This is a genomic window from Ferruginibacter sp. (assembly GCF_031430955.1).
Classification (GTDB): Bacteria; Bacteroidota; Bacteroidia; order Chitinophagales; family Chitinophagaceae; genus Ferruginibacter.
In genome coordinates, this window is the sequence record NZ_JANPCM010000560.1 from 1 (window position 1) to 13,500 (window position 13,500).

The 13,500-nt window shown below is 39.1% G+C and carries 7 protein-coding genes; 6 read left to right on the plus strand and 1 reads right to left on the minus strand.

Annotation, left to right across the window (positions count from 1 at the left end):
- From upp to ACY65O_RS16040, 5 genes are all read left to right on the plus strand, one after another.
- Nucleotides 1-522, plus strand: a 522-nt coding sequence (upp, locus tag ACY65O_RS16020; RefSeq protein WP_462221869.1) for a uracil phosphoribosyltransferase, incomplete at its 5' end; no start/stop codon positions are given.
- A 152-nt stretch (nt 523-674) separates the two neighbouring features.
- Nucleotides 675-1,676 (plus strand): PorP/SprF family type IX secretion system membrane protein, encoded by a 1,002-nt coding sequence (locus ACY65O_RS16025; protein WP_462221870.1) that lies wholly within the window; start codon nt 675-677, stop codon nt 1,674-1,676.
- Between the two features lie 113 nt (nt 1,677-1,789).
- Nucleotides 1,790-6,091: a reprolysin-like metallopeptidase gene (locus ACY65O_RS16030; RefSeq protein ID WP_462221871.1), complete on the plus strand. Its 4,302-nt coding sequence runs from the start codon at nt 1,790-1,792 to the stop codon at nt 6,089-6,091.
- Between the two features lie 251 nt (nt 6,092-6,342).
- Nucleotides 6,343-11,214, plus strand: a complete 4,872-nt coding sequence (locus ACY65O_RS16035; protein WP_462221872.1) for a T9SS type A sorting domain-containing protein — start codon at nt 6,343-6,345, stop codon at nt 11,212-11,214.
- Nucleotides 11,215-11,317: 103 nt separating this feature from the next.
- Nucleotides 11,318-11,857, plus strand: a complete 540-nt coding sequence (locus ACY65O_RS16040; RefSeq protein ID WP_462221873.1) for a GNAT family N-acetyltransferase — start codon at nt 11,318-11,320, stop codon at nt 11,855-11,857.
- Between the two features lie 2 nt (nt 11,858-11,859).
- Here the strand turns inward: ACY65O_RS16040 and ACY65O_RS16045 are convergent, their stop codons facing one another.
- Nucleotides 11,860-12,468, minus strand: coding sequence for a DNA-3-methyladenine glycosylase (locus ACY65O_RS16045; protein ID WP_462221874.1), 609 nt, complete (start codon nt 12,466-12,468; stop codon nt 11,860-11,862).
- Between the two features lie 54 nt (nt 12,469-12,522).
- Here ACY65O_RS16045 and ACY65O_RS16050 point away from each other — a divergent pair, with 54 nt between their 5' ends.
- Nucleotides 12,523-13,308: an EI24 domain-containing protein gene (locus ACY65O_RS16050; protein ID WP_462221875.1), complete on the plus strand. Its 786-nt coding sequence runs from the start codon at nt 12,523-12,525 to the stop codon at nt 13,306-13,308.
- Nucleotides 13,309-13,500 lie beyond the last annotated feature (192 nt).

The following is a 13,500-nucleotide window of genomic DNA, read 5'->3' on the forward strand; positions in this document are numbered from 1 at the left end:
TATGAAATAAGCAAAAAAATGGAGTGGGAAGAAAAAGAAATTACCACACCGCTGGGCATTTCTACCAGTATGGTTTTAAAACAACAGCCTGTGCTGGCCACTATTTTACGTGCCGGCCTTGCTATGCATAATGGTTTATTAAATTATTTTGACAAGGCAGATAATGCTTTCATTAGCGCTTACCGTAAACACAATCCTGATGGCAGTTTTGATATAAGTCTGGAATATATGAGCTGCCCCGAAATTGAAGGCCGGGTGGTAATTATCAGCGACCCTATGATTGCAACAGGATCTTCACTGGTAAAATCTATACAATATTTAAAAGAAGAAGGTACAATTAAAGAGCTGCATATTGTTTGTGCTATTGCCTGCACTGTGGGTATTGAATATGTAAAACGAGAAGTGCCTAAAGCTACCATTTGGTGTGGCGATATTGATGATGAGATAACTGCCAAAGGTTACATTGTACCAGGTTTAGGAGATGCCGGGGATTTGGCTTTTGGCGCAAAGTTGCAGGGTTAAAGGTCCATAGTTGAAAGTTGATAGTTAAAAGTTTAAGGTTAGAAGTGAGCAGGTTGCACAACGTTCAACAATCAACCTTCAACTTTCCTTATTTTTTGATGCAGCTTTTTGCTGTAATTCCTTATCTTTAGTTTTCTGAATAGTTTATGAAAATGAGAAAATCAATCCTTTTTACCGCTGCCCTTTTATTTTCAGTAATTGCTAATGCACAGGATCCGCATTTTTCGCAATTCTTTTCTTCACCATTAACTTTAAACCCTGCCTTTACCGGCAAGTTTAATGGTTTATGGCGTTTGGCCGCTAACCACAGAGATCAGTGGCCTTCTATCCCTAAGGCGTATGTAACATCAAGTGCTTCAATAGATTTTCCTATTTTACAAAACAGGATTGCAGAAGGAGATGTTTTTGGTGTAGGCCTTTCTGGCTTATCAGATGCCAGTGCCAATAATATTTTAAAATTAAATTATGGTTCTGCATCTATGTCTTATCATAAGTCTTTAGATGAAAATGGTTACAGCACAATTGGTGCAGGTTTTCAGGGTACTTATTCTAATTTAAGTTTGGATGTTACCAAACTAAATTTTGAAGATATGCTTACACAAAACGGTTTTACAGGCACTACAACTGATATATTAACCAATGGCAATAACCAGGGTTATTTTGATGTAAATGCCGGTATGTTATATTCCGGTTCAAGCAATGGTATCAACAATTATTATTTAGGTGTTTCCATGTATCATATTAACCGGCCTAAAGTTAGTTTTAAAGATAAAAACTGGTATTTAAGCGGTCGCATTACTGTGCATGGTGGTGGCTCTTTTCCTGTATCGGATCAGCTAACTGTTCATGCATCAGTGATTCATCAAATACAAAACAAAGCCAGCGAAACTACATTGGGTGCTGCTATTGCTGCCAATTTAAACCAGGATGAAGAAAACCCTACCAGTGTTTACCTCGGCAGCTGGATACGTTTTAATGATGCCATTGTTCCTTATGTTGGTTTAGAATTTGGCGGCCTTAGAATTGGCGCCAGTTACGATTTAAATATCTCCAGTTTAAAAGCTGCCACCAATACCCGTGGTGGTTCAGAAATTTCTCTGATCTACATTAAACAACCTGCCGAAAACAAAGGCATCCCATGTCCTAAATTTTAATAGCTGGTTGACAATATTTTCAGATAGTTTTTCAGTTTAAAGTTGGTTAAACATTATTTCCTCAAAATCAGGAAATCCCCTATTTTTATAATCAACACTAACTAAAACTGTTTATGAAAAAAATCTACAAAGTAGTTATTGCACTACTGTTTATATTATCATTAGCTTTTACCGTAAATGCACAAAATCTTTTTTTTACGGATATTAATGAAAGTGCTATACAAACCGGTAATTCAAAAAGAGTAATTATTCCTCAAAAGTTCAGGGCTGTAAGCTTAAACAACCAGCAACTTAAAAAATTTTTATGGTCATTACCAAGTGAAAGAAATATTACTAACCGCAAACAAACACCGGTATTGGAACTACCTGCACCGAATGGCCGCATTGCTAAATTTCATATTTGGGAAAGCAGTATCCAGGAACCGGCCTTAGCAGCAAAGTTTCCGGATATTAAAACCTTTACTGGTCAGGGTATTGATGACCCTTATGCCACTATTCGTTTAGATTATTCTCCTTACGGATTTCATGCGCAGGTGTTAACCATCAACGGCTCTTATTATATTGACCCATATGCAAGAGGAATGGTTAATGATTATATAAGTTATTACCGTAAAGATTTTACAAAAACAGGTACCATTTTTTGCGAAGTACCAGATAATACAGTTGCACCGCCACCAATAAATGGCGTAACAGCACAATGTTTAGGAACAGATTTAAGAACCTACCGGTTAGCTGTAGCCTGTACGGGAGAGTATGCTCAGGCACCGGGTATAAATGCAGGCACTAACGCTACAATTTTACATGCAGCAATTGTAACATCAGTAAACAGGGTTGTGGGTGTTTATGAAACTGAAGTATCTATAAGGATGATATTAGTGGCCAATAATAATGTAATAGAATATTTAAATGCCTCAACAGATCCGTTTAACGGAAACAATAATGCCAACGTATTGATTAACGAAAGCCAGACAGTAATTGATGCTAATATAGGTTTTACCAATTACGATATTGGCCACACATTTAGTACCGGTGGTGGTGGATTAGCACAACTTAATTCACCTTGTGGTGGCAGTAAAGCAAGAGGTATTACAGGAAGCCCTAACCCAACCGGAGATCCTTACGATATTGATTATGTAGCGCATGAAATGGGGCATCAATTTGGCGGTAATCACTCCATGGCTGGTTGTGGCTCTTCTCCAACATCAACCAAATACGAAGTAGGAAGCGGAACCACCATACAGGCTTATGCCGGCATTTGCGGTGCCGAAAATATTCAACCAAACAGCGATCCATATTTTCATCCTATTAGTTTTGATGAGATAAGCAATTTTGTTACAACTGGTGGTGGCAGTACTTGCGGTACATCTACACCTACTGGAAATACTTTGCCTGTAATAGATCCTTTACCTAATAATGGCTTAAGCATTCCGCCGGGTACACCTTTTACTCTAACAGGTTCAGCCTCGGATGCTAATGGCGATCCACTTACTTATTGCTGGGAGCAATGGGATTTTAGCGGAACAGCAACCTGGAATGCAGGTGCTACTGCGCCGGTTAATAATACTGTTCCTTTATTCAAATCACGGGTTCCAAAAACTACAGGAAGCAGGACCTTCCCTGATATGGCTGTAATATTAGCCGGTTTTCCAACCAATCCGCCATCAGCCATGGGTGGTTTAAAGGGAGAAACTTTATCGCCGGTGGCAAGAACTATGAAATTCAGGCTAACGGTAAGAGATAACCGTGCTGCTGGCGGAGGTGTTGTTTCAAGTGGTTCAGGATGCCAGGGTACAAGTGTGTTTCAGGTAAGTGTTGTGGGCACTACTCCATTTACATTATCTGCTCCCAATGGTGGAGAAAGCTGGCCGGGAGGAAGTACACAATCTATTACCTGGAATACTGCAGGTACACAAATTGCTCCTGTTGGCGTTACCAACGTAAAAATTTCTTTATCAACAGACGGAGGCGCTACTTATCCAACAGTATTGGCTGCAAGTACAGCTAATGATGGCAATGAAGCGCTGGCAATACCGAGTGGCGCTACCTCAGCTGGAAGAATTAAAGTAGAAGCAATTGGCAATATTTTCTTTGATATTTCCAATGTTAATTTTACTATAACGGCACCGGTTACCGGTTTTGATTTTTCAGGTTCAGCGCCGGCCTCGGTTGCCTGTGGCAGTGCAACTTCTGCAACAATAACATTAGGTACCATTTCAAACGGAGGTTATGTTGTTCCAATAAATCTTTCCGCAACCGGAAATCCGGCAGGTACTACCGTTAGCTTTAGTGTTAACCCTCTAACTCCCGGCAACAGCACAGATGTTACGCTTAACAATACCAATACACTTTCTGCAGGCAGTTACAATATTGTAGTAACAGGTGTTTCGGGTGCAATTACTCAAACCAAAATATTAACTTATACTGTTAATCCTGGTACTGGCCCATCAATTACTTTGCAACCTGCAGCACAACTAACTTGTGCCGGTTCGCCTGCATCTTTTTCAATTACTTCCGCAACCGCCACTGCATATCAATGGCAGGTGAGTACTGATGGAGGCACTAACTTTAGTAATATTACCGGCGCAACCACTACTAATTATTCTATTGTAAGCACACTTGCATCACAAAATAATTATCAATACCGTTGTATTGTCATCGGGCAATGTAATACCACCACGTCCGCTGCAGCAATATTAACAGTAAACACACCACCTGCTATAACCACACAGCCTGCTGCAAGTACAATTTGTGCCAGTCAAAATACATCTTTTACAGTAGCGGCAACAGGTACAACATTAACTTATCAGTGGCAGGTTAGTACTAACGGTTGTTCAACTTTTAGTAATCTTGCTAACGGCACTCCTTATTCAGGTGTAACATCTGCTACATTAACCATTACAGGCGTCACTACGGGTTTAAATAATAGCAGTTTCAGGTGTTTAATAAATGGTGCTTGCCCCGGCACTGCAACTACTAACTGTACTTTGCTTACAGTTAATACCCCTTTAGCAGTAACATCTCCACCTGCCAATTCAACTTTATGTGCAGGTGCTGCTGCAACATTTACAGTAGCGGTAACTGGTACCGCACCAACTTATCAATGGCAGGAAAGTACCAATGGTGGCAATTCTTTTACAAATATTACTAACGGAGGTATTTACTCTGGTGCAACCACAGCTGCTGTAAATTTAACCGGTATTACAGCAGGTATGAATAATTATCAATACCGTTGTATTATTAGTGGAGCCACCTCATGTGCTGCTGTAAATTCTGCCAATGCTGTATTAACGGTAAACACTGCACCTGCAATAACTGCACAACCAGCAGCATCCACTACACTTTGCGCAGGCTCAAATATAACTTACACTGCAACTGCTAATGGAACTGCATTAAATTACCAATGGCAATTAAGTACAGCAGGTGCTGGCGGCCCGTGGAGTAATGTTACTAATGGTGGAGTTTACAGCGGAGCTACAACAGGTTCTCTAGTAATTACAGCAGCTACTGCTGCCATGAGTGGTTACCAGTACCGCAGTGTAGTTGATGGAACATGTGCGCCTGCTGCAACTACCACAAATGCCGCACTTGTTGTTAACACACCAATTAGTATCACCGCACAGCCAGCTGCAAATACAAATATTTGTGCAACAGGTTCAACCAGCTTTACAACAGCTGTAACCGGTACTTCACCCACTTATCAATGGCAGGAAAGTACTAATGGCGGTACTACATGGACCAATGTAACTAATGGAGGTATTTATCTTGGTACAACTACAAATACGCTTAGCTTAGCCGGTATTACTGCCAGTATGAACAGTTACAGGTACAGAAATGTTTTAACCGGTACTGCACCTTGCGGATTTGTAAACTCAAATAGTGCTGTGCTTAATGTTACTCCGCAGCCAGTAATAAGTATTGCTCCTTTAACTTCTTTATCAGCCGGGCAGCAAACTACATTAACAGTAAATGTAACGCCTGCACCCGGTTTAAGTTTTGCCTGGAATTTAGAAGGTACATTATTACCTTTAGCCACAGGCAACTCATTAATTGCTACAGTAAATGAGTTAGGAAAATACCAGGTTATTGTAACCAGCGCAACGGGTAGTTGTGCATCAGAATTAAAAGAAATTACTGCAGCCCCAAGCACCAGGCTGTTTATTTTCCCCAGCCCAAGCGATGGGTTATTTACAGTTTCGTATTACACCGAAGGTGCTTCTTTAACCAACAAAACAAAACAAAGTATAGTAGTTTACGATAGCTATGGACGCAGCATAAGTAATAAAGAATACACCGTATCTCAGGCTTATCAATTACATAAGATAGATTTACGCCGCAATAGCTCCGGTGTATATTATATTGTTTTAAGAGAGGCTAATGGTAATAAAATTAAAACAGGCGAGGTACTTATAAGATAGGTACTAAATAATTTCTTACTCCCGCTAAAATGCGGGAGTTTTTTTGTACTTTTAATTTATAAAAAGTACCCTTATTAAATTACACTACTAACCTGTAACAAAATAAGCCTACCTAAAATTGAGTATTGCTTTAGAATTTGTAAGTCTTTACTTTTAACAGCTTTAAAATTTTATACCAAACTTTTTTACAGCCGGTATGTTTACTTAAAATATCCGCCTCAAATTTATACTAAACCAACTAAAATGCTTTTATGAAAAAAATTTACACCCTTCTATTACCAATTTTATTTATTACCTTATTTTCTTTATTAAACTCTTGCGGACAAAAAACTGAACGTGAAGAAAATGAAACGGAAGAAAATGATATGTACGACGGACCTGATAAAGCCGCAGAGTTTGAATATAACCGTACAAAAAATCCTTTTACAGGAAAAGTGGACAGAGATAAAATGTGGCAGGCAGTATTGCAAACTCAACAATTAAAAGACCAGCACACAGCAACCCCAAATGCTGCTACTGCTTTAACCTGGACGGAAAGAGGTTCTTTCACTGACGTAGTTGGGCCATCAAACGGTAACACAAGGCCTGGTAATGGAGTAACTTCCGGCCGTATAAGAGCTGTATGGGTTGACTTGGCAGATGCAACTGGCAAAACAGTTTGGGTAGGGGGTGTTGATGGCGGTATTTGGAAAACTACAGACATAACAGCAACAACACCTACATGGACAGTAGTAAATGATTTTTTAAGCAACCTCTCTGTTTCAGGTATTTGCCAGGATCCTACCAATACAAACACCATGTATTTCTGTACAGGAGAAGCTTTTTTTAATGGGGATGCAGTTTTTGGTAATGGTGTTTTTAAAAGTATTGATCATGGTGTTACATGGACATTGCTTCCCAGCACATCTACTTTAACAAGATGCTCTAAAATTTTATGTGACGCTGCTGGAAATGTATATGTGAGTACTATTGGTATTTCTGTAGCTGTGGGTTTACAAAGATCAACAGATCAGGGAGCTACATGGACAAGCATTAATCCATTTACCACTACTTCCAGAGTTGTCGATTTTGAAATCAGCAGTACCGGCACCATGCATGTTAGTGCAGGATTATTTTCTGCAGCAGGCGTAGGCGGTTACCGGTTTACAAATAGTCCGGCAACTGTAACCACAGCTACATGGAGTTCTGCAACAACTTTATTTACTTTTCCTTCAGGAACATCTGGTGCAAGAACAGAATTAGCCTGTGCAGGCAATACGGTATATGCTGCGTTGGCAAATCCCAATAATAATGCTTCAAGTTCTTTTATAAATGCAATTGCCAAATCTGTTGATGGTGGTAGTAACTGGACAACGACAACACTTACGTCGACAAATATTCTTGACTTAAACGGATCAAATACCAATGGCGGACAGGGGTGGTATGCAATTGGTTTAGGAGTTGATCCTTCCGATGCTAATAATGTAATAGTGGGCAGCCTAAATCTAATAAGATCTACAGATGGTGGTGCTACTTTTAGCAAGATCAGCGAATGGGTAGGCACGACCGGCCAGTATGTACATGCCGACCAGCATAACTTTACATGGTACGATAATGGCAATAAATTTTTAGTAGGATGTGATGGTGGTGTATTTTATTCAACTAATAAAGGAACAAATTTTTCTGATAAAAATAGTGGCCTCAGGCTTAAACAATTTTATTCAGTTGCTATTCACCCAACATTAACTAATTATTTTTTAGCTGGTGCCCAGGATAATGGAACGCATCAATTTAATGGCGCAGGCTTAACCAGTTCTGTAGAAGTAACAGGTGGTGATGGCGCTTATGTTGATATAGACCAAGACCAGCCACAGTTCCAGGTAGGCGCATATGTGTATAGCAATTTCAGAAGAAGTGCAGACGGTGGGGCAACCTGGAGTGGTAATGGTAACTCCAGCAGCAGCGGGCAATTTATAAATCCTTTTGATTATGATGATGCAGGTAATAAAGTTTATGCAGGGTATAATGCTGATCAGTATGTAAGATGGGAAAATCCTCAATCAGGATTTACTTTAACACCCGTTACAGTTACAAATTTTGCCGGAGCAAAAATTGCTTCTGTAACAGTTTCGCCATACACTGCTAACAGGGTTTACTTTGGTACTGCTGCCGGTCGTGTTATTCAAATGGATAATGCTGATGCTACCCCAACTGAAGTAAATATTACACCAGCGGGTATGACGGGTTATGTTAACAGCATTGTAATAGGAACCAGCAATCAAAACCTAATTGCAACAGTTACAAGTACTGGCGCTGGCCTTACCAATGTGTGGTCATCTACCAACGGAGGAACTTCCTGGACGGCTTGCGATGGAAATTTACCAGACATGCCTGTTTACTGTTCGCTATTTAATCCGGATAATAATGCGAAGGCATACATTTCAACAGAAACAGGAGTTTGGTCAACAGATGCCCTTAATGGTGCAAGTACTGTTTGGGTACCTGAAACAACATTTCCAACAGTAAAAACAGAAATGCTGAGGTACAGGACTTCTGATCGCCTTATTGCAGCATCTACGCATGGCCGTGGCATATGGACAGCCAATCTTCCATCAAATTGCACAGCGTCATCAATAACCACTCAACCAACCAATACAAGTGCATGTGTTTCAAATAATGCAACTTTTTCTATCACTGGTTCTGGCACCGGATTTCAATGGCAGGAAAGCATTAATGGTGGCGCAACTTTTACAAATATTACTAATGGCGGTATATACAGTGGTGCAACCACAACTACATTAACATTAACAGGTGTAACTGCAACAATGAACAACTATCAATACCATTGTATTGCAACCGGCGATTGTGCACCTTTAAGCACTACATCAACAAATGCAATGCTTACAGTTAATGCTGCCACCTCTATAAGCAGTCAACCAGCAAACAGTGCTATTTGTGCCAATACCAATACTTCTTTTGCTGTAGCTGCCACAGGCGCTTCATTAACTTATCAATGGCAGGTTAGTACAAATGGCGGTGTTACTTATACTAACTTAACTAATACTGCGCCTTATTCGGGTGTTACTTCAAACAATCTTGCTATTACTTCAGCTTCAGTTACTTTAAACGGTAATTTATACCGTTGCATAATTGGCAGTGCCTGCACGCCTATAAATTCAAATGCAGGTACTCTTACAGTAAATGCAACCCCAACAATAACCACACAGCCTGTTAGCAATGGTGTATGTGCAGCTAACAATGTAACGTTTACTGTTGCAGCATCCGGAGGTGGTTTAACTTATCAATGGCAGGAAAGTACCGATGGCGGTGCCACATTTAATAATGTGCCTGCTGCAACATCAGCCTCCTACACATTTGTTGCAACGCTTCTTCAAAATGGCTATCAGTACCGCTCTGTTGTTACAGGTACATGTACACCTGCTGTAACATCAACTGCGGCTACGCTTACAGTTGGCAGCACTTTAATTATTAATTCTCAACCATCCAACACTGCATTATGTGCAGGAGGAAATACTTCTTTTACTGTAAATGTATCCGGTACGGTTACCTACCAGTGGCAGGAAAGTACTAATGGTGGAGCCACTTATGGCAATGTTACCAATACAGGTATTTATTCAGGTACAACCACAGCCACATTAACTTTAACAGGCGTACCGGCAACCGCAAATAATAATTTGTACCGCTGTGTTGTTTCGGGCAGTTGTCCTCCAATAAACTCTAACAGTGCATCGCTTACTGTTAATACCGCTCCTGTAATTACAACACAGCCTGCAGTAACGAGTATAATTTGTGCAACACAAAATGCTTCTTTCAGCACTGCTGCAACTGGTACCGCATTAACTTATCAATGGCAGGAAAGTACAGATGGTGGCGTTACTTTTAACAACCTTGTAAATGGTGGCGTATATTCAAATGTTACCACAGCTGCATTAAATATTACCGGTACTGCAGTTGCGATGAACAATTATAAATACCGTTGTGTAATTGGCGGCACATGTGCCCCGGCTGCAACTACCAGTATAGCAACTTTAAGTGTATATACGCCAGTAAGTGTTAGCGCTAATCCTGCAAATACAATTTTGTGCGAAAACGGTAATGCAAGTTTTAGTATTACTGCCGCAGGTACTACGCCAACCTATCAGTGGCAGGTAAGTACTAATGGCGGCATTTCTTACACTAATGTTGCCAATACCAGTATTTACTCCGGTACAACTACAACTACTTTAACATTAACCGGTGTACCCTTTAGCCTAAATGGAAATCTTTACCGTTGTGTTATTTCGGGTACAGCTCCTTGTGGTGCTGCTAACTCGGCAGCCGGCACTTTAAATATAAACGCTGCCCCAACTCAATTAACAGTATCTGGCGGCGGAGCATACTGTGCAGGCAGTGGCGGTGTCGCTGTTGGATTAAGTAATTCTACAAGTGGCATAAGATATCAATTACAATTAAATGGAATTAATAACGATACACCTAAGGTTGGCACTGGAGTTGCGCTGAATTTCGGCAACAAAACAACTGCAGGCATATACACTGTACTGGCCACAAATGTTACAACGGGTTGTACACAACAAATGGCAGGTAGTGTAACCGTAATTATTAATCCATTGCCAACAATATCACTAAACGTGGGGCCTTATAAAAACCTTTTCCCCGGTTTAGTTACCACACTTACTGCCACTGCTACCAGTGCTGCAAACCCTATTACTTACGCATGGTTTAAAAACAATGCTTTAATAAGTAATACCAGCAGCACTTTGCCTGTAAATATTACCAGCCTCGGGAGTTATAAAGTAAGGGTTACCGATGCTAATGGCTGTGTTGATTCATCGCAGGTAATTACTATTGCAGATTCTGCTAACAGTAAATTGTTTATTTACCCAAGCCCTAATGATGGTAAATTTTCAGTTGTATATTACAATGCTGGCGGAACAAGTACCAAACAAATTGTAACCATTTACAGCAGTAAAGGCGAAAAGGTTTATAGTAAAGAGTTTCCGGTTACCCAGGCTTACCAACTCTTAGCTATTGATTTAAGAAGAAATAGCTCAGGTATTTATTATGTAATACTGAGTGATGCAGCGGGTAATAAAATAAAAACCGGTGAGGTACTGATAAGATAAACAATAATAATTATCAATAATTTGCAACTCCCGTTCTTAAAACAAACGGGAGTTTTTTACGCTTATAAAATTTTCAGTTAAAAAAATTTAATTTCAACTTATCATGACAATAAAAGTTGACGATAATATTTTGTTGGAATTAATAGATAACACACATGCGTTGCCTGTGTTAAATTTAATAGAAGCTAACAGAAATTATTTAAAGGAATGGCTGCCCTGGGTTGATAACATCCAAACCATCGGCGATTTTAAAAACTACATTGCAAAATGTAAGCTGCAGCATGACCAAGGCAGCGATCTTGGATACGTAATAATTTTTAATAAAATTGTTGCTGGCAGAATTGGTCTTCATAATATAGATCATCAAAATAAAATTGCCTCCATTGGTTACTGGCTTGATGAAAATTATACCGGCAAAGGCATCATTTCAAAATGCTGCAAAGCAATAATAAACTATGCATACGATACACTTAATATAAACAGAATTGAAATTAAGTGCGGCACCGGAAATAATAAAAGCAAGGCAATACCCGAAAAGCTTGGATTTAAAAAGGAAGGTATTTTAAGGGAGGCGGAATTAGTAAACAATACTTTTATTGACCTGTATATTTTTTCAATGCTTAAAAAGGAATGGGCAGGCTAACTTTATTTATTTGGATAGCCGCTTACAAATTTATTTTCTTTTACATAAAACCGGTATTGATATAATGCAGCGGCCCCTGCACTTTCTACTCCAATACGTTTACTAGATCCTATTTCACTTTCATCATACCAAACATCATCATCACAAATAAAAATTTTATTGCCCAGTAAACTTAACCCGGAATGGTTTTTTGAAATACCCAATGCCCTGCCAACATTACCTGGCCCTTTGGTTAAAGTATTATCTAATTTTATTTTACCAGTTCGCTGCAGCATAGTTTCAATGCCCTGTAAAGGTTCAACAGCTCTTATTAAAACTGCATCAGGAATATTTTTTTTATTAGTTACTACATTAAACAAATGATGCATGCCGTAACAAATATAAACATACGCAATGCCCGGTGCGGCATACATATGTTCGTTTCGCAATGTTCGTTTGCCCCCGAAGGAATGCGACGCTTTATCGGTAAGCCCAATATATGCTTCGGTTTCTGTAATTTTACCCGAAGTGAGTACGCCATCAAATTTTGTAACTATTATTTTGCCCAATAAATCACGGGCAATTTGCACTACATCTTTACGGTCATAAAATTCAACAGGTAATTTCTTCATTATATCTTTAACTTTAAAGCTAAAATAAGTAAACTACCGGCTTCAACCATTACAATGCTTAAAGAAATTATTACAGCAATACAGGCGTATTTTCAAACCCACCGGTTTATTATTAAGCACCGGTTGTGGAAGTGGATTTTTATCCCCGGCCTGATATATGCCCTGCTTTTTTGCGTTGGCATTTGGTTGTTTCTTAAATCAAGCAATTATGCTATTGATTTTGTAATGGTAAAAACCGGCATTACACTTTGGCTTCAAAAAATGCAAAACAGCTGGTTAAGCTGGCTGATAATTTTTGCACAAATTATTTTGTATTTAGTATTACTGATGTTTTATTTTTCTTTATTTAAATATTTATTTTTAATTATTGGTTCGCCGTTATTTGCTTATTTGAGCGAAAAAACCGAAGCTATAATGGAAGGCAAAGATTTCCCTTTTAGCTTTATACAATTATTAAAAGATATTGCAAGGGGAATAAAAATTGCATTAAGAAATATGCTGTGGCAAACGGTATATGCCATTTCAATTTTTATTTTAGCTTTTATACCAGTAGTCGGATGGATAACACCTTTAATTGCATTACTGGTAGAATGTTATTACCTGGGATTCTCAATGCTGGATTACAGTTGCGAAAGAAATAAGTTATCTACCTCACAGAGTATTGCTTTTATTGGCAGGCACAAAGGTTTGGCTATAGGTAATGGAATGGTTTTTTATATGATGCACTTACTGCCCATATTAGGCTGGATACTGGCACCCAGCTACGCTGTAATAGCTGCCACCATTAGTTTGTATGGTGAAAAAGGAAATGAATTATCGTTGGTGCATGGTGAAAAATAATCTTTTAAGCAACTGCAAAGAGGTTCTGCAATCTTCAACACTTAAACTTTTCAACTTTTTATAATGACAAGTACAATTTATTTAGTGCCCTCGGTGTTAGATGAGGCTGCGGTGGAAACAATTCCCTCATATATTATTGATGCTGTAAAAAAATGTTCGGTAATTTTTGCAGAAAATGAAAGAACAGCAAGG